Here is a 24537-nt window from a genome sequence, read left to right as displayed (position 1 = left end):
TCGTCTTGACGGTAACCGTACAATCTTATACGCCTAAGTAAAGGCGTATAAGATTGTACGGATTTGGAAGAAAAGCGATGCGCAGCACGGTTCTGGGACTGTCGGTAACATCGGTCGTCTTCTCAGGGGCGATCTTCGGCTTCTTCTACGCCTGGGTCTGTTCGACGATGTGGGGGCTCGACCGAGCCGATCCGCGGGTTGCGATCGCGGCCATGCAGGCGATGAATGCCTCGGTCCGCAACGCGGTGTTTTTCCCGGCCTTCTTCCTGACGCCCGTTATTCTCGGGCTGACTGCTGCAGCCGCGCATTTTAGCGGCCGCGGAGCGGCGGCTTTCTGGTTCGGCGCGGCGGCGGCCGTCTATCTGGTTTTCGGGCTGATGCTCACATTCACGGTGAACGTACCGATGAACGAGGCACTGGCCGCCACTACCGTCCCTGGTGACATCGCGGCGGCGCGGGAGATCTGGCGGGACTATTCGCCGCGATGGCAGGTCTGGAACCAGGCGAGGGCGCTGGCTTCCGGAATAGCCCTGGCTTTTGCAGCTTTGGGAGTGGCAAGGCTGTGACCGCTTCGCCCCGATCACACCGAAGACGCTCGGCGGTCAGCGGATTCGAGAGGCGAGGCTTGCATCGATAGGCGCGATCTCGGAAAAGAACGTCAAGCCTCGTTCCTTCAGCACTTTGACCGTCTCGGCGGCGGCGGTGCTCGGATGTCCTGCGAAGGGAGGCTCTGGTGCATATTCCATCTGCAGCTGGACTTCCTTGGCCAGCTCAACGCCGCCAAGCTCGGCCAGCAGGCGAAAGCCGAAATCGATACCAGCGGTAACGCCGCCGCCCGTCAGCCGGTTTCTGTCCAGGACCACCCTGTCTTCCGCGGCGAGCGCACCAAAAACCGGCAGCCGGTGGAGCGAGGCCCAATGAGTTGTGGCCCTGTATCCGATCAGCAAGCCTGCCGCCGCAAGCACCAACGTACCGGTGCAGACGGCGGTCAGGAACCTGCATTGCGGCGCCTGCTGCCGCAGGAACTCCAGGAGACCTGGATCCTGCATGGCATCCACATGTCCCGGTCCGCCTGGCACGACGATGATGTCAAGCTGAGGACAATCCATATAGGTCAGGGTGGGAAGGATACTGAGGCCGCTCGCACTTTTGACAGGCCGGAGCTCATGACTGAGGAGTTGGCAATCGGCGCCGGGCAGGCGCGTCAGAACCTCCCACGGCCCGGTGAGATCCAGCTGGGTCAGGTCAGGGAATAAGACGAACCCGATGCGGGTGACTTCCATTGCGCGGCTCACCGAAATCTCCCATCTGCAATGCGGTCGCCCAAGGCGACTCCTTCGACCGGAGTATTTCCGTTTTTCTCCCAGTCACGCAAAGTTTGTCTTCTGTTTTGCGCAATCCCGGAGGCAAAGCAGCTTCCAAGCACGCGCTCCTGTCGCTCATGTGCCCTTGATCATGGGGGCATTTCCCTTTCACGATGTCATGCGCCCAGGTTTCTGGGCGCAAAGGAAGTTTAATGCTTGGAGAAAATGAGGCGCGCCTGCGGCGCTTATTTGCTTCCGTCGTTCGGCCGCGCCTTGGCGCTGTCGTTGTTGGTCGACGAGGCGGTTTTTCCGTCCGGTTGCTGCCCGAAATATGTGCCGCCGAGATGGCTGAAGTTCACGGACGTTGGTCTTGCTCATTTTCGGCTCCCTTTCGAGGTTCACGACCTCTGGACAACCGATCACGGGCGACACTGTTCCATATTTTCCGGGAACCCTTCGTCCGGCCGCGTTCCTCCACTATGAGATTCCTCGCCGTCATCGCTGCCGCCGCTGCGTCACGCTTGCCTCGATCCGGTAATGGCGGGAACACTTGGCGATCTTTCCGGTTTTCCCTTCTCAACAAGGAGAAACGAAGATGGGCATGACGACCCCCAAGGACGGTGCACCCGGCACCACCGATCAATCCCCCCGCTGGGAAGGGCCGAAGGAAAACACCCCGCGCGGCTATCTCAAACCCAAGGACGATCCGGACAAAAACCGCGATGCCAACGGCGAGAACAATAGCGACCCCGAGATGAACGACATCTCCGACGCGCTGAAGCAGAAAGGCGAGTGACATGGGCAATCCGAAAAAGGACGCCGCCGGCCAGTTCGCCAAGTCCCAGGCCGATAGGAAGAGCACTGGTGTTGCCAGCGCCAAGCCGACCGTGATCACCGGCTCGGAGGATGCCACGGTGAACAAGAACCCGCCGGGCAAGAAGGCGGGGAAGGACTGGGACATCAACTACGATCCCGCCGATATGAACGAGGGGCGCATGCGCTGAGTGCTCCCGACTTGCGGCATGCTGATGTCGGCGCGCCCGCCTCGTCCTTCGAGGGGGGCCTCAAGGATGGCTCTCTTGGGCTGGTGACCAAGACAAGGCTACCCACCAAAATAAGCCGGGTGGTCGATATCGGCGAGCAGGCCGGGCTCTGCCGGCTGCCAGCCGAGGAGGGCGCGGGTGTGGGCGCTTGATGTCGGCACGTCGAAACCTGCAAACATTCCGAACCAGCCGAAATGCTCTGCCGCCTCTTCCCGCGACAGCGAGACGGTCGGCACGTTGAGCCGCTGGGCGATGAGCTCGGCGATCTCCCGGAATACCACACCTTCTTCCGCCACCGCCAGGAACGGACCGCCGACAGCGCCGCGCTCCAGCGCCAGGCGATAGACGCGGGCGGCATCGAGCCTGTGCACGGCCGGCCAGCGACTGGCCCCGTCGTCGATATAGGCGGAGACGCCCTTCCGCCGGGCGGTATCGATCAGGATCGGCACGAAGCCGTGGTCGCCGTGGCCGTGCACCGAGGGCGGGAGCCGGACGGTGGAGGCGCGCACGCCGCGGGCGACAAGCGATACTGCGGTGATTTCGGAGGCACGGGGATAGGTTTCGGTCGAAGGCATCGGCGGGTCCTTCTCGGTGCCGATGCGGCCCGGCGCGTGGCCGAGGCCTGCCGTCACCAGCAGCGGACGGCTGGAACCGCGCAGCGCTTCGCCGAGCGCTTCGATGGCGCGCCGGTCGGCGGCGCAGTTTTCGGCGAATTTCGAGAGATCATGGTTGAAGGCCGTGTGGATGACGCCGTCCGCCCCGACCGCGCCGCGTTGCAGACCCTCCAGGTCGTCGAGCGTGCCGCGCTGGACTTCTGCGCCCGATGCCGCCAGTTCGGCCGCTCCCTTGTCCGAGCGGGCAAGACCAAGCACCTGGTGGCCGCCGGCGATCAATTCATTGACGACGGCCGAGCCGACCCAGCCGGTCGCTCCAGTGACGAATACGCGCATGTCGATGTCTCCTGATTTGAGGCGACAGATATCGGACGGGCTGCTATCATGGTAAAGTAGTGATCTTATCATGGTATAAAAGCTAACAGGATGAGCGCATTCACCACCTCGGACAATCGGCTAGGCGCCTATCTCAAGGACCGTCGCACCAGGCTCGATCCCGCCGCCCTCGGCTTTGCGGCTGAGCGCCGCCGCACGCCCGGGCTTCGCCGCGAGGAGGTGGCGAGCCGCGCCAGTATCAGCCCGACCTGGTACACCTGGCTGGAGCAGGGGCGCGGCGGCGCGCCATCGGCCGACGTGCTCGACCGGATCGCCCGCGCCCTGATGCTGACCGATATCGAGCGCGAGCACCTCTTCCTCATCGGCCTCGGCCGGCCGCCCGAGGTGCGCTACCGCAAGGAGGAGGGCATCACGCCGCGATTGCAGGGCGTGCTCGACGCGCTGGACCCGAGCCCGGCGCTGATCCGCACCGCGATCTGGGACGTGGTCGGCTGGAACCGGGCGGCGACCGTGCTGCTCACCGATTACGGCGCCCTGCCGCCGGAAGAGCGCAACGTGCTGCGCTTCATCTTTCTCGATCCGCGCGTGCGCGCCGCCCAATACGACTGGGAGAGCGTCGCCCGCTTCGTCGTCGCCGCCTTCCGGGTGGATGCGGCGCGCGCGGGCGCGGCCACCGAAGTGGAGCCGCTGATCGACGAACTTTGCCACAAGAGTCCGGAATTCCTCGCCATGTGGCGCGACAACGACGTGCGCACCCACGGCGAGGGCGCCAAACACATAAAACATCCCGTGCTCGGCCTGCTCTCCTTCGAATATTCCGCCTTCCAGGTGGACGGCCGGCCCGATCTCAGCATGGTGGTGTACAATCCGGCGACGGCGGAGGATGTGGAGAAGATCAAGGGGTTGGTGGGCGTGAGCTGAGCGGGTGTGTGAAGGGCAGTTTGGTTGCGTTATCGCTCTGTTGCAGTGGAGCTTCTTGGCTCTCACTCCCGCCGTGCCTGAAACGGTTGCGACGCCACTCGAGCGCAACGAGTAACCAAAAGGTCAGGAAAACATAAAAGAGGAACATCCGGATGATCGACTTCCAGATAAGCGAATGAATAGAGTCATATATCCGGTACGCTATCGCCGAATAACGTCCGTGAGATTGATCGTTGAAGCCGTCGAAAAAATCTGGTTGCCAATGAGGAAAACGGTGATGAAGGCCATCCCTAGCCAGGCCCTGGAAGCCGTTCGCTCTTCCCACGGGCTATAGATCAGGGCCACACATGCGAAGGTCGCAAAATATAAGGACAGCATGGATCGTGTGGCAAAAAATACGCATTGCTGGCTGTTCGAATGCCCAAGCTTTATGAGTTGCTCATAGACCGTAATGTTCTGGTGCCAGAGAGCTCTCAAAAACCAGATGTCCCGAAAATAGCAAACGCCTTGTGTGGGGAAGCGCGACGTCAGCACCCAGGTCGTCACCGACAAAAGTACCAGCGACCAGAACCAAATGCCGATTACCTTTCTTCTGCGTGCAATTTCTGGGTTGCCCTGCTCAGGCATGATGTTTTCCTCAATCAAAGCGAGTGGTAAGTTCTGAATATCCGGTTGTCAATGAGGTTACGACGTCGCCCTCAATCCGGACAAATCTGCAGTCATGCTGTGAATCGACGCGCGCAAGATTTGAGCCGCGCGGATAGGGATTTCAATGAATTAATATCGTGCCGCGTGGTGTTATCGGCTTCGGCGGCATAATGTCCGATAAGGAGAAGTTTGCCAGTTCTGATCTGGTCGTAAGGGGCCGCATGAAATCGGTGACAATTGTCGTCTTTGAACCTCCTTAGAAATTGTCCTGCTTCATCCTCTGCCGTCCCCTAATGCTTTAGGTGTGCAGCCTGTGGCGGAGCCTCCACGCATGACAAAGCTGTGAGAAGCTAAAATACTACTCCTACTAGAAAATTCATTGACCTGCCCGGTCTCGGCTGCTTTCTTTCCGATAGACCAAGGCGAATGGATCTTGAAGGAGATATCCAATGACAGTGTTTGCAAAACCTGTGGCGGTCGACGATGTCAGGAGCGCTTCCGAGAATGAGGTGATCTCAGGCAATCTGCTGGAAAATGATCTGGCCGGGGGCTCCGGCAACATGTTTCTCAACTTCTTCGACGGCGAGAGGGTGCTTGCCAAGAAGGATGGTGCGATCACCGATATCGAGGGTGAATACGGCACGTTCCACGTCAAGGCCGACGGCTCTTACACCTATACCCTGAACGAGGCCGCCACGGCGGGCTTCGTTGAGGGAATGATGCTGACGGAGACGATCGGCTACAAGATTTCCGACGGCTCCGGCAATACCGATGTCGGTCATTTCACGCTCGACATTCACGGGGTCACGAGCCCGCCGGTCGCGGTCGATGACGCCTTCTCCTTCCGCGAAGGAAGCGAGATGGCGCGCAACGTGCTTGCCAATGATCACGCGGGAGAGGCGGGCACGCTCTTCCTGCGTTCGGTCGAGGGCACGAGCATTCCTGCCGGTCAGGGGCAAGGGCAGACGACCGACGTGGCGGGTGAATTCGGCACCTTCCATTTCGCAGGCGATGGAAGCTTCACCTACGATCTCGATCCGGCCGTGAAGGCGGGTCTCAACGACGGTGAGCACGTCACGGAGAAACTCCAATATTACAAGGTCTCCGACGGCGCCGGTCACGCCGATGCCGGCGTGATCACCCTGACCGTTGACGGCGTGACGGACGGGAAGTCGTTGAACACCAATCGTGTCGAGGTCCAGGCGGATGTGGTGCGCCCGTTCCTGGACCATTACGAACTCCAGGGGGTCGCGGTCGATCCGCTAACGGGCAAGTATTACGTCAGCTCCGGCAATGGTTTCCCAGACGATTCCATGGTGAGCATTTACGACAACGCCTCCGCATTCGAGGCCGGCAACGCCAGCGGCGCCATCTCTCTCGGCGACTATGACAAGGGCGAATATGACATCGGCGGAACCTATTTTTCGGTCCGCAGCGGCGAGATCATCGGAAGAACCAACGAGGCTAGAGGCGAGGAGGACCCTTTCCCCGATCAGACCTATCTCGCAAAGTGGGATGCTGCCGACGGATCGCTCGATCAGAAGGGCGACCCGATCCACGGCCTTGTCGGCAAGAACGGGGCGGGTACGTTCGACTGGGGCGGATTCACGGCCGTCAATACGATGCAGGATTCGACCGGCATTTACGTCGTCGGCCGCATCGATGATTCCACCTGGCAAGTCTCCAAGATCGATCCCGACACGCTGAACCCGATCGAATCCAAGACCTTTTCGGCCGGCGGGCTCGGATACGGCTTTGCCGTCAACGGCACGTTCTTCTTCGGCGATTCCTCCAGCAGCGAGCATATCGGCACGGCATTCGACTTTGCGACCGGGGTCAAGACAACGGTCGATGTCAACATCGCCATACCGGGAGACGACTCCACCACCAACGTGGTCTATGACTCAGCGGCGGATAATCTCTACCTCACCAACAGCATGACCGACGAAATCGCCGTGGTGCACAACGTCTTGGACAGCCTGTTCGTCTAGCGCATCGGCCCGAAAATCGGAATCGGTTTTCGGAAAGCACGATGCGAGCATTGAAAGCGGTAGAGCGTCCTTTGTGCGTTCAAAAGGACGCACGGCGCTCTAGAGCGGTTTAGCTTTTAACGAAAGCGTAGGACGCTCTAGCCTTTGTTTTTACGCAATTCCGGACGGAAAACCGCTTCGCACTTTTCCTGGAATTGCTCTAGTGGGCCTTAACCGCTCGAATGCCGACGCCGCCCCGCCCGTTCTCTTCACGGCGGGGCGTTTAATCGGCCGGAGCCTCGGAAACGAAAATCAGCAGAGTATTGCAGCCGCGCTATTGCAGTGTGCGCGTCTGAAGCTGCTCGGCGGCGTGAGGCGCGGATGCGGGCAGGGGGCTGCCTTCCAGGCCGGTCGCCACGACCGAGACGCGGAACTTGCCGTCGAGGCTGCGGTCGAAGATCGCGCCGACGACGATATCGGCGTCTTCCTGCACTTCGTCACGAATGCGGCTTGCCGCCTCGTCCACTTCGAACAGCGTCATATCCGAACCGCCGGAGATCGAGATCAGCACGCCCCTGGCGCCCCGCATCGAGATATCGTCGAGAAGCGGGTTGGCAATCGCCGCTTCCGCCGCTTTCATTGCGCGGCTCTCGCCGGAGGCTTCGCCAGTGCCCATCATCGCACGGCCCATGCCGCGCATGACCGACTTCACGTCGGCGAAATCGAGGTTGATCAGGCCTTCCTTGACGATCAGATCGGTAATGCAGCCGACGCCGGCATAGAGCACACGGTCGGCCGTCATGAAGGCATCGGCGAAGGTGGTTTTTGCATCGGCGATGCGGAAAAGGTTCTGATTGGGAATGACAATCACCGTATCGGCTGCCTGGCGAAGCGCCTCGATGCCGACTTCCGCAGTCCTCATGCGGCGGTTGCCTTCGAAGGTAAAGGGCTTGGTGACGACGCCGACCGTCAGGATGCCGGCCGCACGCGCGGCGCGGGCGATGACAGGTGCAGCACCCGTACCGGTGCCGCCGCCCATGCCGGCGGTGACGAAGCACATGTGCGATCCGGCCAGGTGATCCATGATCTCATCGAGCGACTCTTCGGCAGCCGCATGGCCGATCTCCGGCAGCGAACCGGCGCCGAGACCCTCAGTCACATTCGCGCCAAGCTGGATGCGGCGCGTCGCCTTGGAGGTGGCCAGCACCTGAGCATCCGTGTTTGCGGCGACGAATTCGACGCCTGCCAGGTTTTCCGCGATCATATTGTTGATCGCATTGCCGCCACCGCCACCGACGCCAATGACTGTAATATGCGGCCGTAGTCCAGAAATGCCGCTCTTGGCGTCCGTCATCGCGCTCTCCTTTGACGCTTCGTTCATGCCCACCCTCGTTTGCGGACGGCGAATCGTACGTCACGATACGCGAGCAACAAGGCAGAGGCGAGGCGAAAGACGTCTCGGCGAGAGCGATGATGATCGGCACGGGGGCTTGGTGCTGGTTTGAGGGACGGCGCCGTGGCAGCCACTCCTTCAGTTGGATGCGTGGACCGGTTTCGGCCTATGAATTGGAACCAGGATCGCACCCGTGCTGTTTAATTGTAAGACGCGCGGAAGCGCCGATAACAGGGACGCCGATCGCGGGAGAGCCGGCCTATCTCGGCAGTGGAGGAGCACGACATGCAAACGACCCGATCGAAAGAACTGGCGGATGAATATCTGCGGCTTGGCGGCAAACGGCTGGCCAAGATCGATGACAATATCGTCAAGATCCGCCACTGGGAGGATGACACGCCGGAGGCCGAGGCTTTCTGGCAGAAGAACATTGAGCCGCTGGATGAGCGGCGCCGCGTAGAGGTCGAAACGCACCTTCCTACGATCAACGACCGTTGATCGCGAATCAACGACGGGTGATCGCGGCGATTTCCAGGAAGCCACTATCGATCGCGCCGGCTGTCCAGTCCGCGCCGGTGCGACAGGCGGATCGTGCATCCATCCCTACGAGATCGCTAGGGAAACGCGTCAATGATGCTTTCATTCAAAATATGGAAGTGTTCGCCCATCTTGCTGACGCGAACGCCAGCGTTCGAACCAAGATAGAGATAGACGCATTCCTTCATTTCCGAGCACAATTTTTGGATTCGCTCTTGCCAGGCTGCGGATTGCTCGCCGCTGGGCAAGGCAATCTCATCACTCTCATCGTCTCAGCTTCATTATCATCCGAATGCACAGCCTGCTTGACTACACTGTCAAAGTCGCCATCTCCGATCGCAGCACGGCGGCGATCCGGCCGCTCAGGTCTTCGTCATCCTCGACGAGCAGTACGCGCGTGGGGCGGGGCTTCATCTCCGGCGACAATGGCGCTCTCGCCAGCCAGGATGAAGCTATCGCCGTCCAGGGACGCTTCGACGACGGCTTCGTGCATGCGAGCTACCTCGTTCGCCAGGATGGACGAACCGAAGCGCTGCGTCCGCCGAAAGGTCCGCCGCAGAGACGGTTTGGAGATTTCGATCACAGGCCCTGTCGGCGTGAACCAAAGCCGCGCTCCGGTGTTTACAGACACTCCCTATAACTCCGAAAGGAACGCTTCCCATGCAACGACTTCTCCTATCAGGCCTTGCCCTTGCCGCACTGGCCGGCACCGCTTTTGCCCAACAGCCGCCCGCTCCGCCATCCGCCGGGAGCCCACCCGCCGCGGTCCAACCCGGCTCGCCGCCCCCGTCCCCATCTGCTCCTGATGACGATGAGCAGATGATGGACCGGCCGGATGCGAGGCCGGGAGATCGCTCCGATTACCGCTGGCATGGTCGGAGAGGCGACATGGGCTTCCATGGTTTCCGCGGTCATCGCCCGCCACCACCACCGCCGTCCAAGGCAGCCCATTTCCGGATTGAGGATGGGAATACCCGGATTGATCTCAAATGCGCCGAGGACGAACCGATGAAGGCCTGCGCCGATCTGCTGCTGCAGGTGATGGACCGCCTGCAGGGGCAGGACTGATCATCGTCGCCTGAGGCGGGTGCCACACGATGATGCAACCGTCCGCGATTTCTCGCGGGCGGTTTTTGTGGGTTTCTCGAAGACGTCAGCGACTGAGGGCTTCGGCTCAGCGGCGTTATGACGCCAGGCGAAACGTCCCCCTGCGCATAGCCTCGATCACCGTGCGCAACGTGTCTTCCCTGTCGTGCCCCTCCGTGGAGACGACATGTTGCTCGAACGGGCCAAGTGACGAGAATTGCTGATGGAGCTCCGCAATAGGGCCGGGATCGGTCAGCGTGTCGCCGCCACGCTCCCGGCAGCGCCGGATGGCGATATCGAGCGGCGGGCGCAGAACCACATAGTGGAGGGGTGCCGCGATTTTCCGGAACGGTTCCAGGAACCACGGCCCGACGATGCCGTCGACGACGACGAAGTAGCCCCCGGCGGCATAGCCTGACGCCGCCTTCGTCAACACGTCGACGACGACGATATTCTGTACATGCGCTTCCGGCAGATAGGGCGGGATCACGCCGTTCTTGATGAAATGCCAGAAGTCGTCGGAATGAAGATGGACCTTCGGCGAGCCGGGCTCGCTGGCGAGCGCCTCGGCCGTCGTGGTTTTTCCGGAGCCCGGTGGCCCGGTGAGAATGAGAACTTCGCCCGTGTGATCCATAGCATGGCAATTTCGCACGAAGCAGCATCGTTTCGCAATTAGCCGATAGGGGGTCGGTAATAGCCCGGCATCCCCCTTCGTTCCGAAGAAGCCGCTGAAGCGGCAGCTACTCCGGCAGTCCCGCCATTCTGAGAGCCTCGATATATCGATTGCGATCGTCCGGTCGCCGGAATGGTGGCAGCACGTCTGCGAGATTCGAAAGCCGAAGGGCAGGGTCCATGAGGCACAGGCGGGCAATCGTTTCCCCGGCTTGAGCAAGCCGCCCGGCCATGGCCTGGCCCGCTGCCATCACGCGCATGGCGCTTGGGTAGTTCGGCTGGTGGCGTAGCGATTTTCCCGCCCAAGAGGCCGCGTCGTCATAGTGGCCGGCGCAAAAATGCGCGAGCCCGGTGTTGAACTGCCAGGCAAACAAGCGCGGATCCAGAGGGCTTAGGCGCATGGCAAGGGCTGCGTGTTCCACGGCCTTATCGGGCTCACCGAGGCAAGCCTTCACCCAGCTGCTGACGCCGAGCGCAGCGGCCAGGTTCGGGTTGAGAAAGACTGCGCGATCGATGCAGGCCGCACTGTCGTCAAGGTCACCGCCGACATAACCGATGACATATCCGCCGTAGGTGAGCGCAACCGCATCGTCCCAGCCGAGTTCGACCGCTCTCCGGGCCAGCCGGGTGGCTTCAGCAGTCTCGTCTGCGGGATGGAGCATCCAGCCGTTGCTCTTTCGCGTAGCATAGCAGCGTGCCGCCCGGGCATGGGCTACGGCGAATTCCGGGTCACGCTCGATCGCCTTCATGAACAGCCGCAAGGCCTCGTCGATGACCGATCGGTTGGTGACCGTCCGGTCGAAGGCCGCCAGGCCGCGGAGATAGTAGTCGTAAGCGTCGAGGCTCTCGGTCGGCTTGCGTTTGGCACGCTCGATCTCAGCCTCCTCCACTTTCGGCGTTATGGCGCCGACGATGCTCGAGGCGACCTGATCCTGAAGATCGAAGACATTCGCCAAGGTTCCGTCAAAACGATCGGCCCAAAGATGTGTACCGGTCGACGTGTCGATGAGCTGCCCGGCAATGCGCAGGCGGTCACCGGTCCGGCGCACACTTCCTTCGACCACATAGCGTACGTCCAGCTCGCGCCCGACCTGCTTTATGTCGACCGCCTGACTTTTGTAGGTGAAGCTCGAATTCCGGGCGATGACATAGAGGTGGCGGAATTGAGCAAGCGCGATGGTGATGTCTTCGACGATGCCGTCGGCGAAATATTCCTGCTCCGCATCGCCGCTCAGATTCTGAAACGGCAATACGGCAACCGAGGGCCGGTCGTGATGTTTCGCAGGGGCTGAGAAGGCCTGTGGCTGCGGCACGAGGTCGAGGCCCGGTGTGGTCCGCCGATGTTCCGATCCCTGCCGCGACTGCAGTGAAGCGGCCAGGGAGGAGGTCTCTGCCTCGGGTGCTGCCTGAAGATGCTTCTTCAAGAGCGCCCGGCAGGCTTCGTATTGGCGCAAGGCCGCGTTCTCGTGACCCCTGAGAGCGTGGATCCGCATCAGCGCCCGATGGGCGGCCTCCATGGTTGGGTCCGCAGCGAGCAGCCTTTCGGCCAGTCCTTCGCAGGTCGATTCTTCTGCGGTGCCCGGCTCGGAAAGCGCGTGGCTCAGCCGCTCCACTAGTTGCAGCGCCTTGCGTTGATATGTGCTCCGATACGGGCCGAACCACTCGTCCAATTCGTCCGGAATGGCCTCGCCTGCCAGCACCTCGCCACGGTAGAGATCGGCGGCGAAGGCGAGATCGGCCGTCCGGCCGGCCTCCAGTTTACCGTCGAAGGTCGAAATGTCGGTTTCTTCAGGACCTGTTATCAGCGCGACGGTCTCCTGATCCCCGTCGATGTAGACGGTGGCATCTTCGCCGGCCGGAAACGATCGCCGGATATCGACCAGCGCCTGGCGCAGACTATTGCGGGCCTGCTCACTGCTTCGTCCCGGCCAAAAGGTCTCGGAAAGCAGTTCCCTGCGATGGCCGCGGGGGCCACCGAGCACGAGGGCAGCAAAGAGAAGCGACGTCTTGCGCGTGGTGAAGCGAACCTGCCGATGCTCCGGTGAAGTCACTTCGAGGCCACCCAGCAACCTGATGCGCACAGATTGTCCCCCCGATTTCGACTGCCGCCGCAGAATAGCATCTCGGCAAAGAGATTTAACACCGATTTAGCGGCGGCGTGTCGAAGTTTTCCAGGCCGTTCACGCTCAGCCGAACAGCCGGAATACGCCCGCGTGTCAGGCTCCCGCTTGCAAATCTCACAAATGGGAGACTGAAAATGACTCACACGGAAACGCATGCCGGCATCAGCGCGTCAGAAAGACAGGTGTTCGGGTCCGGGCCGAACAGCGTCGCAACCATCGCCGCCGCCCTGAGGGCGTGGCGGCGGGCCGTCGTTAGACGGAAGGCATTGGCAGAGTTGACGCCCGACCAGCTGAGGGACATCGGTTATCCGCAGGCCAACCGACCCGTACTCGAAATCAAAGCAGGGCTGATGACAAAGTTGATGTCGATGCGGTAGTCGGAACGTACCACCGCGCGGACGCACCGGCTGCTGGTCGAGCGGCCGGAAAGAGCTTACGGCGGGCGGCGTTGGCAGGATATCGAGTGGGCTTTGTCTGTTTTTCCGCTGCCGGGATTCAACTATGATGGGGCGATGGAACGATAGGGAGGGCACGGCATGATCGATCATATCACCATTGCAGTGAGTGACCTTGAGAAGAGCAAGCTGTTCTGTGAACGCGCTTTCGAACCTTTGGGTTATCGCCTCTCCTTCGGGAAGGAGGGCGTGTTCTGGGCCTTCGATGTCGGCGGCAGCCTGTTCGAGATACAGCACACCGACGACAAGCCGCCTCTGACGCGTCTGCACGTTGCCTTCCGGGTCCAAAGCAGGGCGGAGGTCGACGCGTTTTATCGGGCCGCGCTCGAAGCCGGTGCTGGGGACAATGGGGCGCCCGGCCCGCGGCCGCAATATAGCGAGAACTATTATGCCTGCTTTGTTCTCGATCCCGACGGATACAATATCGAAGCCATGATCGACGTGCCGGCGCCGCAAGGGTGACGACGTGAGCGTGGCCCAAAGCCTGTAATCAAGAGGGAGGTGGATATGTCGAGTTTCAGGAACGTCGTCGTCTCTTTGCCCGGCAAGGAGCGCGTGGCGAGGACGCCGTTTGGCGCGAGGATCGTCATCCATGCCACGGCCGCCGAGACCGGCGGCGCGCTCGGGATGTGGGAAACCTTCACGCCGCGCGGTCACGGTCCGGCTCCGCACACGCACACCCGGGAGACGGAAGTCTTTCGGGTCATCCGCGGGCTCTATCGATTCCAATGCGGCGACGAGGCGTTCGACGCGCCTGTGGGAACCGTCGTCGTTCTGCCACCACATGTGCCGCACAGCTGGCGAAACATAGGCGACGAACCCGGCCAGATGTTCGGCACGGTCACGCCAGGCGGTTGCGAGCAAATGTTCATCGATATTGAGGCTTTTGGTGCCGATACGCCTGAGAAAATCGCGGTGATCGAAGCGCGACTGGGGATCATCAACGACATCACGCTGGCCCTCGGATTGACAGGCCTGCAACCGCGCTGATTGATCATCAGGATGTCGATCGGAACCAGATCAGCCTCGTGCCCGCCACGCGGCCGGTGGGGTGCCGAAGCTGCGGGAGAAAGCGCGGTTGAAGGCGGCTTCGGTGGCGTAGCCGGCGTCATAGGCGATCGCCGCGATCGGCTGGCCTGAGGTGGCGAGTGCGACGCTTGCGAGATAGAGCCGCCAGTCCCGGATATAGCGGATCGGCGATGTCGAAAGCATCGCCTGGAAGCGTTCGGCCAGCGCGCTGCGCGACATTCCCGATGCCGCCGCCAGTTGCTCCAGCGACCAGTCGCGCCTGGGATCGTCGTGGATCAGGGAGAGGCAGCGCGACAGCGCCGGGTCGGCGAGCGCTGCCAGCCAGCCGATCGCATCCGGTTCGGCCATCATGATCTGGTGGCGCAAGATCTCGATGAAGAGGATTTCCGTCAGTCGCGGCAGCATCGAGACGCTGCCGGCGCGTGGCCTGTCGACCTCCTCGACCATCTGGCGGATGGTGGCGCGCAGCCAGTCGCCGTCATTGGCGGCTCGTGTCCTGACATGGATCAGCTTGGGCAGCGCTTGACGAAGCGGCGCGAAGCTCAGCCCGTCCCATTGCAGATAGCCGCAGAGCAGCCGCACGCCTTGTGTCTCGTCGCCGTAACGCAGCACGGGAATCTCACGCCATGGCTTCTGCGGCAGATCGCGGGTCGGCAGGACCAGCATACCGTCTCTTCCCGCGCCGAGCTGATGGCCGGTGCCGAATGGGAAGACCAGCACGTCGCCGGCCTCGAGATCGGTCTCTTCTCCTTCCGTCTTCAGCCAGCAGTGGCCCTTCACAACGATGTGAAACGGCATCGTGCCCGAAGCCTTCGCCGAAAGGCTCGCTAAGGCCGGCGTGGCATCGGTCTGCCAGTCGCCCGTCGGCATGAAGCAGAACTGCAGCGATCCCGAAAGGCGGATCGTCGACAGCAGTGCCGACAGCACGTCGTCGCGTGCGACACCCGCAGCATCTGGACTTTCGGACAAGGCTTCACGCATTCCGGCCAAATACGCGCGCCGCGCGCTCTCCTATCATCAGTGCATTCAAACCCAATGAGAGGAGAATACTATGCAAACTCAAAGCGACAAACTGGTCGTGCTCGTGACCAAGGGCATCGAATCCGAACTGTCCTCCGTCGCCTTCACCATCGCCAATGGCGGCATCACCGCCGGGCTGAAGGTCTCGGTATTCCTCACCAGCACCGGCATCGACCTGGTGCGCAAGGGCGGCCAGCGCATGACGCATGTGCCGCCGCTCGATCCGCTGGCGAGCCTGATCGAGAATTTCCAGCAGCGCGGCGGCACGATATGGGCTTGCCCGCCCTGCGTGACCTCTCGCGGTTATACGCAGGAAGACTTGCTCGACGGGATCGTCATCGTCGGCGCCAGCGCCATGCATGCCGAGATCAAGGAGGGTGCTGCGACGCTGTCGTTTTGACCGGGGAGAGCAGGGTCGGGCGGGCGTCGAGGAGCGTCTTGCGCCGGCATGCTCTAGTTTTCCTGATCTGCGGCATTCTTGGGCTCAGAAATATACTTGTGTGATTGGGTCGATATACATGCGATACTGTATGGCGAGGGCGACGCGAGGCTTTCGGGGGCTTTAATGACATGCGTGAAGGTCAATGAACTGCTATCGGTGGCGGGGCAGCCCGACGCCGCAGCCTTCGCCGCTTTCGCCGCAGACGGCTTTGCCGCCGTCATCAATGCCCGGCCTGATGGCGAGGAGCCGGATCAGCCGGGCAATACTGCGGAAAAGGCGGCGGCCGCTGCCGCCGGACTTTCCTACGAGTTCGTGCCGGTGAAAGGCTCCGAGATTACCGAGGCCGATATCTTCGCCTTCCAGGCGGCGATGGCCGAGGCCAAGGGACCGGTCGTCGCGCATTGCAAGAGCGGCACGCGGGCGCTGACGCTCCATGCGCTGGGCGAGGTGCTGGACGGGCGGATGAAGAACGGGGATGTCGAAGCCTTCGGTCAAAACCTCGGCTTCGATCTTGCCGGCGCGCGCCGCTGGCTGGAGAAGCGGGCAGCGCAGACGCCTCATGTGAAGGCCTTCTTCGAGTCCCGCACCTGCAGTGTGCAATATGTCGTTTCCGACCCGGCGACGAAACGCTGCGCCATCATCGACCCGGTGCTCGATTTCGACGAGATGTCAGGGGCGACGGGCACAGCCAATGCCGATGCCATTCTCGTTCATATCGAAAGCGAGGGACTGACGGTCGAGTGGATCCTCGACACTCATCCGCATGCCGATCATTTCTCCGCTGCGCATTATTTGCATGAGAAGACCGGCGCGCCGACGGCGATCGGCATCCATGTCACCGATGTGCAGACGCTCTGGAAAGAGATCTACAACTGGCCGGCGCTTAAAACCGACGGTTCGCAATGGGACCGGCTGTTTGCCGATGGCGACACGTTCGAGATCGGTGCGCTTAAAACCCGCGTGATGTTTTCGCCCGGGCACACACTCGCCTCGATCACCTATGTGGTCGGTGATGCCGCCTTCGTGCACGATACGATGTTCGCGCCGGATTCCGGCACGGCGCGCACGGATTTCCCGGGCGGCAGTGCGAGCGCCCTTTGGCACTCGATCCAGGCGATCCTGTCGCTGCCCGAGGAGACCCGCCTCTTTTCCGGCCACGACTATCAGCCGGGCGGCCGTCACCCGCGGTGGGAAAGCACCGTGGCCGCCCAGAAAAGCACCAATCCGTATATTGCAGGCATCGATGAGGCCGGTTTCGTGGCGCTGCGCCAGGCGCGCGACCGCACGCTACCGAAGCCGAAGCTGATGCTGCACGCGCTGCAGGTGAATATCCGCGGCGGGCGGCTGCCCGAGCCGGAGGAGAATGGCCGGCGGTATTTGAAGATCCCGTTGGATGCGCTGTAGGAGGCGGCCGGCGCCGGCAACCGCCGCATCGTTCAAAACGCGTTTTCTATATGGGTCCTAGCGAAGTCATCCCCCACGAATAGCAGCCGACACCCATGTTCCCTAGCTACTTCATAGGCAAAGCAGTCGCCGAAGTTCAGGCTTGCGGGGTGGGCGCCTTTGCCCCAGGTGCGGTAGGCTTCGGCGATGCGGCGGGCGGAGGCGGGGGTGACGGCGACGACTTCGAAGCCGAGGCCGTCGATCAGCTGTTCCATTTCATCGCCGACGTTGCGGCGGGCCGAGACGATCAAGGCTTCGGCGACCGTGCCGGCAGAGATCAGGAGATCGTCTTCGGCTTCGAGGACGGCAATCAGGGCATCGGCTTGCGGTTCGCCAAGCACGATCGCCATCAGGGCGGAGGTGTCGACGGCGATCATTCGGGCAGGCCGTCATCACCATAGAGGAAATCCTGGCTGCGTGCGGCCGGCGGCCCGTCGGCGGCTTTGGCAATGGCGGAGGCCCGCACCGCTTCCATGAGCGTCCGGCGGGATTTCCGATCGGGCGCTGCCCTCACCGGAACCAGTTTCACGGCGGCATGACCGTGCCGGGTGAGGATGACCTCGTCCCCGGCTTCGGCACGCCGGACCAACTCGGTCAACTGCCCCTTGGCATCCGTGACAGACACTCGCATCGTTTGCACTCCCCAGGACCGGTGCAACTCGGTTTCTTCTGGAAAGTTAGACCATTCACTGGACCGCATCAACGGACAATTTTCGGAGCTCACAGACAGCGCTGCTTTTCGCCGTGATATCCAAGACCGATCGCTACCGACAGTTTGCGCACCGAACGGCGGCGTGGAGCCATGCGCGCGATGTATTTATCCGCCGGTGGCGTGGCGCCTTCGGAATAATCATTGACGGCGGGCGGGCAGGCGACGTAATTGGGCGCGACGGTTCCCTGAAGATGACTCCAAGGGGATTAATAGGGAACACGGTGAGGACGACCCAGCAGGGACCGAGACCGTGGCTGCCCCCGCAACTGTAAGCGGATTGTCGATCATCTCAGGAGTGGCCAGCGACTGGCCATCTCTGAAGGGCTCATGGCCCTGCCACTGCGAGATATCGCGGGAAGGAGGATGAAACGACGGATATCCGCAAGCCAGGAGACCTGCCGTCAATCACGATCCAATCAACCGGGCGGGGATGCCCGGACAAGGAACAGATATGATTGACCTGCTGAACCTTCGCCGAATTCGGGCATGCATCCGTCTCGATTGGGCCTCCTGCGGCTAGTGCACGCCTAAGCGTGCTTTCGGTCCGCGCACATGCGCGGAACAGCCGTGATTTTTCCCTTCATCGAGGTTTTCCATGCGCCAGATTCTCGCCACCATAACATTCGCCTTCGGGCTCGCCGGCCTTGCGGCACCCAGCCTTGCCGCGACCCGATATCCGTTGACCATCACCAATTGCGGCCAGCAGGTGACATTCCAGAAGGCGCCCGCCAGGATCGTTTCAATCGGCCAGGGCATGACCGAAGTACTCTTCTCGCTCGGCCTTGCCGACAAGATCATTGGTACGGCCGTCTGGGTCGGACCTATCCTGCCGCAATATGCCGAGGCCAACAGCAAGATCAAACGTCTCGCCGACAATGATCCGAGCTTCGAATCCGTCGTCGGGCAGGAGCCGGACCTGGTGACGGCCGAGTTCGAATGGCATGTCGGCGCCCAGGGGTCCGTCGGCAAGCGGGAGCAGTTCAAGGATCTCGGGATCAATACCTATCTCGCGCCGGCCGATTGCGTCGCCAAGGTCAACACCGATGGCGGCGACGGCGTGCGTCGGGAACTGTTCACGATGGAGCTGATCTACCGAGAGATCGCCGAGCTCTCGGAGGTGTTCGACGTGAAGGAGCGCGGCGATGCGCTGATTTCCGAGCTGAAGGAGCGCGAGGCGGATGCCGTCGCTTCGATATCGGGCGCCTCGGGCAAGAACCTGCCCGTCGTCTTCTGGTTCTCCAGCAAGGAGGTCAACGGCGACGCCTTCATTGCCGGCAAGAACAGCGCGCCTGCCTATATCCTGAAGACGATCGGTGCGAAGAACGTCGTCACCACGGAAGAGGAATGGCCGCTGGTCGGTTGGGAAACCATCGCCCAGGCGAACCCTGCCGTGATCGTGCTCGCAACCATGGACCGCCGCCGTTACGCCGCTGACGATCCCAAGGTCAAGGTCGATTTCCTCGAAAACGATCCTGTGACCAAGGAACTGGACGCGGTCAAAAACAAACACTTCGTGATGATGGACGCGCAGTCGATGAACCCGACGATCCGCACGATCGACGGTATCGAGACATTGGCGAACGGCATCAAGTCCTTCGGCCTGGCGCAGTGAAGGCAATGTCGGTCAGGCAACAGGGATGGTGGGCGCTTGGCGCGCTCACCATTGCGGCACTTCTCCTGCTCGTGATGATGATCAGTCTTGCCGTTTCCATCGGCGAGATCGCGATCCCGCTTGCGACCACGGCGGAGGCTGTTTCGAACCGGCTGTTCGGAACGAATTTCGAACTCAGCCGCATCCACCAGGGCATCGTCTGGGATTATCGTCTGAGCCGCGCGCTCGTCGCCGCCAGCATCGGCGCGTCGCTCTCGCTGTCCGGCGCGATCCTCCAGGCGCTGCTGCGCAATCCGCTGGCCGAACCCTATGTGCTCGGCATCTCCGCTGGCGCCTCGACGGGCGCCGTCTGCGTGATGATCCTCGGCTTCGGCTATGGCGTTCTCGGCCTGTCGAGCGGCGCCTTCATTGGTGCGGTCATTGCCTTTCTGCTGGTCGGCATCCTGGCGACGGGTGTGGGGGGAACCGGCGAGCGCATCATCCTGTGCGGCGTCGCCGGTTCGCAGCTTTTCAATGCGCTGACTTCCTACATCGTGACGACATCGGCGAATGCCGAGCAGGCGCGCGGCATCCTGTTCTGGCTGCTGGGTTCGCTCAGCGGCGTGCGCTGGCCCGATGTCTATCTGTCGGTGCCGATCGCACTTACGGGTTTCGTCATCTGCATGGCCCACGTGCGGGCGCTCGACGCCTTCGCCTTCGGCACGGATGCCGCCGCCTCGCTCGGCATTGCCGTACGCCGCGTCCAGATCGTGCTGTTCGCCATGACGGCGGCGATGACGGCAAGCGTCGTCAGCATGGTGGGTTCGATCGGCTTCGTCGGCCTCGTCATCCCCCATGCCGCCCGCTTCCTCGTCGGGCCAGCGCATAGGCGGCTGCTGCCGGCGACGGCGCTCGGCGGCGCGATCTACATGATCGGCGCCGATATCGTTTCGCGCATCATCATCCCGCAGCAGATCCTGCCGATCGGGGTCGTCACCGCGCTCTTCGGCGCACCGGCCTTCGCCGTCATCCTCTATCGTGTGCGGGGGAAGGCATGAGCATCAGCATCGACGAGGTGAGCTTTGCCGCCGGCAATATCGTCATCGTCAATGGCGTCAGCCTGACGGTGGAAAAGGGCAAGGTGCTCGGCCTGCTCGGGCCGAACGGTTCCGGCAAATCGAGCCTTCTCAGATTGATCTGCCGGCTGCGCAAGGTTCGCAGCGGCATCATCCGGCTGGGTGCCGATGACATTTCCTCGCTGCCGCGCGCCGCACTTGCACGTCGCGTCGCCTTCGTCGAGCAGCAGTCGACGACCGATACGCAGTTGACCGTGCGCGACGTGGTACGGCTCGGCCGCACGCCGCATCGCGGGCTGTTGTCGTCCTGGTGCGCAGGAGACGACGCCGCCGTCGACGAGGCCCTTTCGCGGGTGGGTATGCAGGAGAGGGCGGGCCAGCTCTGGCAGACGCTGTCGGGCGGCGAGCGCCAGCGCGTCCATATTGCGAGATCCCTGGCGCAGGCGCCGAGCGAATTGCTGCTCGACGAGCCGACCAACCATCTCGATATCCAGCATCAGCTCGACATTCTCTCGCTGATCTCGAAGCTCGGCATCACCTGTATCGTCGCGCTGCACGATCTCAATCTGGCGGCGATGTTCTGCGACAGGCTGGCGGTGCTTCAGAAGGGCGAGGTCGTTGCCTCCGGCGCGCCGGAGGAGGTGCTGACGGAGGATATGATCGGCCGAGTCTTCGGCGTTCGTGCCCATGTCCAGAAATCGGCCGTGCACGGCCGGCATCATATCCAGTACGTCATGGATTGAGGTGGCCTTTTCCGGGCCTGGCGCCGTGCGCTCGTCGCAAGGCAGCCGGGACAGGCGCTGTCTTAGGCTTGAGGCGCCGGAAACCGCATTGCCTCCCGCAACAGCTTGATGACCTCTGAGACCGATGGCCCGCTGACGGGCGGCGGCTTCGCGCGTTCGCAGAATTCTCGCCAGACAAACAGCGTCAGTTCGGCGCCATCCGTTGCGGTTTCCCCCGGTCCCTCTGCAAAATTATCGAGCAGGCGATATCGAGTATCCTTCCAGAACAACTCCTCCACCCAGTCATATATCGGGATCATATGGAAATGGATTGGATAACCGGGCGCGTGCCCGTATCGACCGATATAGACGCGCTGTGCATTCAGTTCCCGTTTCAGGACGCTCTGAGCCTTTGCGAGCAACGGGCCGAATTCGGCCAAAGCATCTTCCGGCAAATCCGACAGATCGTTAGTGTCGGTCTTGGAGCTGATCATGAGATAACCGGGAAGGGCGGAGTTCATGCGGTGGTTCACAAGCCATCCGACCGTCTCGGCAACATGAAAATGTTCAGGAATCTCCAAGCGCTGCCTCTTTCCGCTTTCGCAAATGTCCTATTTACTTCTGAGGCCGCCTGTTTCGGCCCAGGTCGCCTCACCTTCGCCGTCTGCGCAAATGATGGGTTTCCATCCAACGGCTGTTTTCCTTCGTGGTCGCTGCCGCGAGATTCCCGAGGAAGGCAATGGGTTGCGCCTGATATTTGCCACGGCGCAAGATAGGTGACTTTGCGATGGCTGCAAAGCGCATCCGAGATATGACCAAGGCCGATCTCCGGGCGCCCTACGGTGCGAGATCGACATGGTGGGCGCCGTGCGGCAGCGGCACGCGGCCGAGCCGATTAAGCGTCGGCCGGTCGCCTTTTTCGACGCGGAAGACTTCGAGCCCCGGGCCGGCCTCAGGCCCTGCGCCGTCATGGCCCTGGAACACAGTGGCGAGGAAATGGTCTCCCGTGTCGTCGAAGGCGCCGCCTTCCGGAAGGGAGCCCTCGAAGGGATAGTCGGCGAGCTTCGTCATGGCGCCGGTTGCCGGGTCGAAGCTCAAAAGGGTGACGCTGGCGTTGCGGTGGAATCGGGCAGAGCCGGGCGGGAAGGCCGTGCCGCGCATGTTGACGGTGGCGACGAGCCGGCCATCCGGGCTGATGGCGATGCCCTCGGAGGAAAGGTCTGTCTCGGCGCCGCCGCGGAGATCGTGACGGGCCGATTGCGGCGATGCTGCGGGATCGGCGAGCCTGATGACGCTGATCGTCGACGGTGTCTGCGGAATGCGGCCCTCCAGGTTTTTGGCGGCGAAGTTCCGGCCCCAGTTGGCGGTGAGATAATGGCGCCCATCCGGCGCGAAACGGCCGACGAAGGGATCGGCGCCAACCTCGACGACATTGCCCCAGGGGCGCAGCATGGGCGCGTCGTCGGCCCCGGTGACCTCGAAGAAGGCGACCCGGTTTTGCGTGTTGATGTTGACCGCCAGGAAACGGCCTGAGGGATGCCAGTGGACGTTGGTCGCGGTCACGCCGCCGCGTGGGTTCGGCGCCGATCCTCTCACCTCGAGGTCGGCGAGGTCGAACCGGGTGAGGCGGCCGAAGCGACCGTCGCGATAGGTGACGATCTGGACGAAGCTCGCCTCCGGCGTGTTGGAGACGACGGCAACGCTCTCTCCATCAGGGCTGAGTGACAAGGCCTCGGGGAAGGCTTCGATCTCCACCGTGTCGGAGAGGCGGAGTGCTGCGCCGTCCGAAAGGTCGACCGCGAAGAGACGCCGGCCCGGCGGTAGGTCGCTGACACTGTTGCCGCCCTCGGGACGTTCGCCCAGCCTTTCCGTGACGAAGGCGGTTTGCCCGTCTTCACTGAGGGCTAGGATTTCAGGCGCCGAGGTCACCGAATTGGAGATCGGTATCGAGCCGGTGACGATCTTGTCGCTGCGCGGAGACATAATCGTCAACAGGTCGCGATAGCCGGCTTTTTGCGGCGCAAGCTCAGCGGTGCCATAGGTTCGGGCGAGGAAATCGCCGTCGGAGATGACGGCGATCCGGCTCGCCGAAATGCGGCTGAGAATACTGGACGCAGCCTGGGCGTCCTCGGCGGCCTGCATGCTCTGTGGTGCGGCGAGGCCGAAGCTGATGGCGAGCGTTGCAGCGGCGAGGATTGGTCCTTTCATGATCCTGCTCCTTGTTGACGGTCCTTTGAAAATGCCGCCGTTGCTGATAATTTTCCAATTGCAATCCTGCCGCCTGTGATAGGTATTTTGCATCAGGAGGTTGTCTTGGATATCCGCACGCTCGCCTGTTTCGTGGCCGTTGCTGAAGATCTGCATTTTCGCCGTGCGGCGGAACGGATGAATCTGACGCAGCCGGCGCTCAGCCAGCGGATCCGGGCGCTGGAAGGAGAGGTCGGGGCCGATCTCTTCGAGCGTGACCGCCGCAGCGTGGCACTAACGCCGGCGGGAGCGGCCTTCCTCAGTCCGGCTCGCGAGGCGGTGCGGCAGGCTGGCATAGCGAAGGCGGAGGCCATGCGGGCGGTGCGCGGCGAGGTCGGGCGTCTGCGGCTCGGCTTCACACCCATTGCCTTTTACGGCGTGCTGCCGGAGGCGGTGCAGGCGTTTCGTGCCCGCTACATGCAGATCGAAGTCGATCTCATCGAGATGAGCTCGCCTTTGCTGGAAACCGCCCTTGCATCGGGTGACATCGACCTCGGCGTGCTGCATCCGCCGCTGACGCGCGATCTGATCATCTACCCCCTGCCGGACGAGCCGTTCGTGCTGGCGCTTCCGGCGATGCACCGGCTGGCGGGGCAGCCGGTCATCCGCGTCGCCGATTTGGCCGGCGAGCCCCTGCTGCTTGCGCCGCGGGCGATCGGCCCCAGCATATACGACCGTGTGATCGCCCTTTTCAGCAGCGAGGGCATCAGCCCGCTGATCGTCCAGGAGGTGACGCCGATGACCACGCTGGTCGGCCTGGTCGCGGCCGGAACCGGCCTCGGTTTCGTTACCGCAGGCATCGCCCGGGCGGCCCGGCCGGGCGTCGCCTATCGTCCCGTTCTGCCTGAGCCGCCATCCCTGCCGATTGCCGCCGCATGGCGCCAACCTGCATTGTCCGCCAGTGGCGAACACTTCCTGGAGATTGTGAGAGGGTTGGTTGTGGAAGGAGCCGCATCGGGGGGAGGCCGATCCTGAGATGCTCGGGTCAAAGGCAGGAGCCTCGAAGGTCCAGGAGAGCCGTGGCGGCGTAGGGCGCTTCGGTTGCCGCGGATTTGCTCTTGCTGTTCCAGCGCCGGGGTCCCTGCCGTTGCCAATGCGCCAAAGTCCAAAAGCCTCATCCCATAGAGGCTTGTCGTCATATCCGCCAACCGCT

General features: G+C 62.3%; 27 protein-coding genes, 2 pseudogenes and 1 riboswitch. Of the genes and pseudogenes, 17 read left to right on the top strand and 12 right to left on the bottom strand.

Annotated features, from left to right (window positions below):
• The first annotated feature begins 77 nt into the window (after positions 1–77).
• Positions 78–566 (top strand): DUF1772 domain-containing protein, encoded by a 489-nt coding sequence (locus OIU37_RS05800; RefSeq protein ID WP_171602971.1) that lies wholly within the window; start codon positions 78–80, stop codon positions 564–566.
• 36 nt (positions 567–602) lie between these two features.
• Here OIU37_RS05800 and OIU37_RS05795 read toward each other — a convergent pair whose 3' ends face one another.
• Entirely contained in the window at positions 603–1283 is a 681-nt protein-coding gene (locus OIU37_RS05795; RefSeq protein ID WP_264256407.1) for a DJ-1/PfpI family protein, read from the bottom strand.
• Between the two features lie 616 nt (positions 1284–1899).
• On the opposite strand from OIU37_RS05795, the gene OIU37_RS05790 reads away from it, so the two are divergent.
• Positions 1900–2100, top strand: a complete 201-nt coding sequence (locus tag OIU37_RS05790; RefSeq protein WP_168312621.1) for a hypothetical protein — start codon at positions 1900–1902, stop codon at positions 2098–2100.
• A 1-nt stretch (position 2101) separates the two neighbouring features.
• Positions 2102–2308, top strand: a complete 207-nt coding sequence (locus OIU37_RS05785) for a hypothetical protein (protein ID WP_129420129.1) — start codon at positions 2102–2104, stop codon at positions 2306–2308.
• A 98-nt stretch (positions 2309–2406) separates the two neighbouring features.
• Here the strand turns inward: OIU37_RS05785 and OIU37_RS05780 are convergent, their stop codons facing one another.
• On the bottom strand, positions 2407–3297 hold the full coding sequence (locus OIU37_RS05780) for an SDR family oxidoreductase (RefSeq protein WP_264256405.1): 891 nt from the start codon (positions 3295–3297) through the stop codon (positions 2407–2409).
• A 90-nt stretch (positions 3298–3387) separates the two neighbouring features.
• On the opposite strand from OIU37_RS05780, the gene OIU37_RS05775 reads away from it, so the two are divergent.
• Complete coding sequence (locus OIU37_RS05775; protein WP_264256403.1) at positions 3388–4218, top strand: helix-turn-helix transcriptional regulator; 831 nt, start codon at positions 3388–3390, stop codon at positions 4216–4218.
• Positions 4219–4419: 201 nt separating this feature from the next.
• Here OIU37_RS05775 and OIU37_RS05770 read toward each other — a convergent pair whose 3' ends face one another.
• The gene (locus OIU37_RS05770) at positions 4420–4845 is read right to left on the bottom strand and encodes a hypothetical protein (RefSeq protein WP_264256401.1); all 426 of its coding nucleotides are present in this window, start codon (positions 4843–4845) and stop codon (positions 4420–4422) included.
• Between the two features lie 470 nt (positions 4846–5315).
• Between OIU37_RS05770 and OIU37_RS05765 the strand changes: the two genes are divergently transcribed.
• A complete protein-coding gene (locus OIU37_RS05765; RefSeq protein WP_264256400.1) occupies positions 5316–6857 on the top strand; it encodes an Ig-like domain-containing protein in 1542 nt (513 codons plus the stop codon).
• A 313-nt stretch (positions 6858–7170) separates the two neighbouring features.
• Here the strand turns inward: OIU37_RS05765 and ftsZ are convergent, their stop codons facing one another.
• Entirely contained in the window at positions 7171–8190 is a 1020-nt protein-coding gene (gene ftsZ, locus OIU37_RS05760) for a cell division protein FtsZ (protein ID WP_264257452.1), read from the bottom strand.
• Positions 8191–8514: 324 nt separating this feature from the next.
• Between ftsZ and OIU37_RS05755 the strand changes: the two genes are divergently transcribed.
• Positions 8515–8727 (top strand): hypothetical protein, encoded by a 213-nt coding sequence (locus OIU37_RS05755; protein WP_168312616.1) that lies wholly within the window; start codon positions 8515–8517, stop codon positions 8725–8727.
• Positions 8728–9096: 369 nt separating this feature from the next.
• Here OIU37_RS05755 and OIU37_RS05750 read toward each other — a convergent pair.
• Positions 9097–9180 (bottom strand): annotated as a pseudogene (locus tag OIU37_RS05750) (DNA-binding response regulator); the annotation flags it as partial.
• 19 nt (positions 9181–9199) lie between these two features.
• On the opposite strand from OIU37_RS05750, the pseudogene OIU37_RS05745 reads away from it, so the two are divergent.
• A pseudogene (locus OIU37_RS05745) lies at positions 9200–9406 on the top strand (hypothetical protein); the annotation flags it as partial.
• 20 nt (positions 9407–9426) lie between these two features.
• Positions 9427–9834 (top strand): hypothetical protein, encoded by a 408-nt coding sequence (locus OIU37_RS05740; protein WP_264256393.1) that lies wholly within the window; start codon positions 9427–9429, stop codon positions 9832–9834.
• Positions 9835–9949: 115 nt separating this feature from the next.
• Here the strand turns inward: OIU37_RS05740 and OIU37_RS05735 are convergent, their stop codons facing one another.
• Together OIU37_RS05735 and OIU37_RS05730 are read right to left on the bottom strand one after the other, a co-directional pair.
• On the bottom strand, positions 9950–10486 hold the full coding sequence (locus OIU37_RS05735) for an AAA family ATPase (RefSeq protein WP_180694733.1): 537 nt from the start codon (positions 10484–10486) through the stop codon (positions 9950–9952).
• Positions 10487–10592: 106 nt separating this feature from the next.
• On the bottom strand, positions 10593–12605 hold the full coding sequence (locus OIU37_RS05730; RefSeq protein ID WP_264256391.1) for a BTAD domain-containing putative transcriptional regulator: 2013 nt from the start codon (positions 12603–12605) through the stop codon (positions 10593–10595).
• Between the two features lie 176 nt (positions 12606–12781).
• Between OIU37_RS05730 and OIU37_RS05725 the strand changes: the two genes are divergently transcribed.
• The 3 genes from OIU37_RS05725 to OIU37_RS05715 all read left to right on the top strand — a co-directional run bounded on the left by OIU37_RS05725 (position 12782) and on the right by OIU37_RS05715 (position 14092).
• Positions 12782–13024, top strand: a complete 243-nt coding sequence (locus OIU37_RS05725) for a DUF1127 domain-containing protein (RefSeq protein ID WP_180694735.1) — start codon at positions 12782–12784, stop codon at positions 13022–13024.
• A 159-nt stretch (positions 13025–13183) separates the two neighbouring features.
• Positions 13184–13564, top strand: a complete 381-nt coding sequence (locus tag OIU37_RS05720; RefSeq protein WP_264256388.1) for a VOC family protein — start codon at positions 13184–13186, stop codon at positions 13562–13564.
• Between the two features lie 45 nt (positions 13565–13609).
• Complete coding sequence (locus tag OIU37_RS05715) at positions 13610–14092, top strand: cupin domain-containing protein (protein WP_264256387.1); 483 nt, start codon at positions 13610–13612, stop codon at positions 14090–14092.
• A gap of 30 nt (positions 14093–14122) precedes the next feature.
• On the opposite strand, the gene OIU37_RS05710 is transcribed toward OIU37_RS05715, so the two are convergent.
• Complete coding sequence (locus OIU37_RS05710) at positions 14123–15112, bottom strand: AraC family transcriptional regulator (protein ID WP_264257451.1); 990 nt, start codon at positions 15110–15112, stop codon at positions 14123–14125.
• A 70-nt stretch (positions 15113–15182) separates the two neighbouring features.
• On the opposite strand from OIU37_RS05710, the gene OIU37_RS05705 reads away from it, so the two are divergent.
• Both OIU37_RS05705 and blh read left to right on the top strand, forming a co-directional pair.
• On the top strand, positions 15183–15551 hold the full coding sequence (locus OIU37_RS05705; protein ID WP_129420144.1) for a DsrE family protein: 369 nt from the start codon (positions 15183–15185) through the stop codon (positions 15549–15551).
• Positions 15552–15716: 165 nt separating this feature from the next.
• A complete protein-coding gene (gene blh, locus OIU37_RS05700) occupies positions 15717–16997 on the top strand; it encodes a bifunctional sulfur transferase/dioxygenase Blh (protein ID WP_264256384.1) in 1281 nt (426 codons plus the stop codon).
• 32 nt (positions 16998–17029) lie between these two features.
• On the opposite strand, the gene OIU37_RS05695 is transcribed toward blh, so the two are convergent.
• Together OIU37_RS05695 and OIU37_RS05690 are read right to left on the bottom strand one after the other, a co-directional pair.
• Complete coding sequence (locus OIU37_RS05695) at positions 17030–17413, bottom strand: type II toxin-antitoxin system VapC family toxin (RefSeq protein WP_264256382.1); 384 nt, start codon at positions 17411–17413, stop codon at positions 17030–17032.
• Positions 17410–17667, bottom strand: a complete 258-nt coding sequence (locus tag OIU37_RS05690) for a type II toxin-antitoxin system Phd/YefM family antitoxin (RefSeq protein WP_168313910.1) — start codon at positions 17665–17667, stop codon at positions 17410–17412. The genes OIU37_RS05695 and OIU37_RS05690 overlap by 4 nt, the downstream gene beginning before the upstream one ends.
• 242 nt (positions 17668–17909) lie before the next feature.
• Positions 17910–18166: riboswitch (cobalamin riboswitch) on the top strand.
• Positions 18167–18343: 177 nt separating this feature from the next.
• Between OIU37_RS05690 and OIU37_RS05685 the strand changes: the two genes are divergently transcribed.
• From OIU37_RS05685 to OIU37_RS05675, 3 genes are read left to right on the top strand one after another with little or no spacing between them, the layout of a single operon-like run.
• A complete protein-coding gene (locus OIU37_RS05685; protein WP_264256381.1) occupies positions 18344–19360 on the top strand; it encodes an ABC transporter substrate-binding protein in 1017 nt (338 codons plus the stop codon).
• Positions 19361–19365: 5 nt separating this feature from the next.
• Positions 19366–20397 (top strand): iron ABC transporter permease, encoded by a 1032-nt coding sequence (locus tag OIU37_RS05680; RefSeq protein WP_276314749.1) that lies wholly within the window; start codon positions 19366–19368, stop codon positions 20395–20397.
• Positions 20394–21158 carry an ABC transporter ATP-binding protein gene (locus tag OIU37_RS05675; RefSeq protein WP_171602954.1) on the top strand — a complete coding sequence of 255 codons (765 nt, stop codon included), beginning with the start codon at positions 20394–20396 and terminating at the stop codon, positions 21156–21158. Before OIU37_RS05680 ends, OIU37_RS05675 begins: the two co-directional genes overlap by 4 nt.
• A 62-nt stretch (positions 21159–21220) precedes the next feature.
• On the opposite strand, the gene OIU37_RS05670 is transcribed toward OIU37_RS05675, so the two are convergent.
• Together OIU37_RS05670 and OIU37_RS05665 are read right to left on the bottom strand one after the other, a co-directional pair.
• Positions 21221–21718, bottom strand: a complete 498-nt coding sequence (locus tag OIU37_RS05670) for an HIT family protein (RefSeq protein ID WP_171602953.1) — start codon at positions 21716–21718, stop codon at positions 21221–21223.
• 256 nt (positions 21719–21974) lie between these two features.
• A complete protein-coding gene (locus tag OIU37_RS05665) occupies positions 21975–23345 on the bottom strand; it encodes a hypothetical protein (RefSeq protein ID WP_264256380.1) in 1371 nt (456 codons plus the stop codon).
• Positions 23346–23450: 105 nt separating this feature from the next.
• Here OIU37_RS05665 and OIU37_RS05660 point away from each other — a divergent pair, with 105 nt between their 5' ends.
• The gene (locus OIU37_RS05660; protein ID WP_206679705.1) at positions 23451–24359 is read left to right on the top strand and encodes a LysR family transcriptional regulator; all 909 of its coding nucleotides are present in this window, start codon (positions 23451–23453) and stop codon (positions 24357–24359) included.
• Positions 24360–24537: the final 178 nt, after the last annotated feature.

Source organism: Rhizobium sp. BT-226 (genome assembly GCF_025847085.2).
Taxonomy (GTDB): domain Bacteria; phylum Pseudomonadota; class Alphaproteobacteria; order Rhizobiales; family Rhizobiaceae; genus Rhizobium; species Rhizobium sophorae.
This window is presented reverse-complemented; position numbering and strand designations above follow the sequence as displayed.

Coding starts and splice junctions, on each gene's coding strand:
- OIU37_RS05685 (WP_264256381.1), top strand. CDS start 18,344: ATGCGCCAGATTCTCGCCACCATAACATTCGCCTTCGGGCTCGCCGGC.
- OIU37_RS05705 (WP_129420144.1), top strand. CDS start 15,183: ATGCAAACTCAAAGCGACAAACTGGTCGTGCTCGTGACCAAGGGCATC.
- OIU37_RS05710 (WP_264257451.1), bottom strand. CDS start 15,112: ATGCGTGAAGCCTTGTCCGAAAGTCCAGATGCTGCGGGTGTCGCACGC.
- OIU37_RS05765 (WP_264256400.1), top strand. CDS start 5,316: ATGACAGTGTTTGCAAAACCTGTGGCGGTCGACGATGTCAGGAGCGCT.
- OIU37_RS05770 (WP_264256401.1), bottom strand. CDS start 4,845: ATGCCTGAGCAGGGCAACCCAGAAATTGCACGCAGAAGAAAGGTAATC.
- OIU37_RS05680 (WP_276314749.1), top strand. CDS start 19,366: ATGTCGGTCAGGCAACAGGGATGGTGGGCGCTTGGCGCGCTCACCATT.
- OIU37_RS05725 (WP_180694735.1), top strand. CDS start 12,782: ATGACTCACACGGAAACGCATGCCGGCATCAGCGCGTCAGAAAGACAG.
- OIU37_RS05755 (WP_168312616.1), top strand. CDS start 8,515: ATGCAAACGACCCGATCGAAAGAACTGGCGGATGAATATCTGCGGCTT.
- ftsZ (WP_264257452.1), bottom strand. CDS start 8,190: ATGACGGACGCCAAGAGCGGCATTTCTGGACTACGGCCGCATATTACA.
- OIU37_RS05695 (WP_264256382.1), bottom strand. CDS start 17,413: ATGATCGCCGTCGACACCTCCGCCCTGATGGCGATCGTGCTTGGCGAA.
- OIU37_RS05790 (WP_168312621.1), top strand. CDS start 1,900: ATGGGCATGACGACCCCCAAGGACGGTGCACCCGGCACCACCGATCAA.
- OIU37_RS05675 (WP_171602954.1), top strand. CDS start 20,394: ATGAGCATCAGCATCGACGAGGTGAGCTTTGCCGCCGGCAATATCGTC.
- OIU37_RS05775 (WP_264256403.1), top strand. CDS start 3,388: ATGAGCGCATTCACCACCTCGGACAATCGGCTAGGCGCCTATCTCAAG.
- OIU37_RS05795 (WP_264256407.1), bottom strand. CDS start 1,283: ATGGAAGTCACCCGCATCGGGTTCGTCTTATTCCCTGACCTGACCCAG.
- OIU37_RS05715 (WP_264256387.1), top strand. CDS start 13,610: ATGTCGAGTTTCAGGAACGTCGTCGTCTCTTTGCCCGGCAAGGAGCGC.
- OIU37_RS05690 (WP_168313910.1), bottom strand. CDS start 17,667: ATGCGAGTGTCTGTCACGGATGCCAAGGGGCAGTTGACCGAGTTGGTC.
- OIU37_RS05800 (WP_171602971.1), top strand. CDS start 78: ATGCGCAGCACGGTTCTGGGACTGTCGGTAACATCGGTCGTCTTCTCA.
- OIU37_RS05665 (WP_264256380.1), bottom strand. CDS start 23,345: ATGAAAGGACCAATCCTCGCCGCTGCAACGCTCGCCATCAGCTTCGGC.
- OIU37_RS05735 (WP_180694733.1), bottom strand. CDS start 10,486: ATGGATCACACGGGCGAAGTTCTCATTCTCACCGGGCCACCGGGCTCC.
- blh (WP_264256384.1), top strand. CDS start 15,717: ATGACATGCGTGAAGGTCAATGAACTGCTATCGGTGGCGGGGCAGCCC.
- OIU37_RS05740 (WP_264256393.1), top strand. CDS start 9,427: ATGCAACGACTTCTCCTATCAGGCCTTGCCCTTGCCGCACTGGCCGGC.
- OIU37_RS05780 (WP_264256405.1), bottom strand. CDS start 3,297: ATGCGCGTATTCGTCACTGGAGCGACCGGCTGGGTCGGCTCGGCCGTC.
- OIU37_RS05720 (WP_264256388.1), top strand. CDS start 13,184: ATGATCGATCATATCACCATTGCAGTGAGTGACCTTGAGAAGAGCAAG.
- OIU37_RS05785 (WP_129420129.1), top strand. CDS start 2,102: ATGGGCAATCCGAAAAAGGACGCCGCCGGCCAGTTCGCCAAGTCCCAG.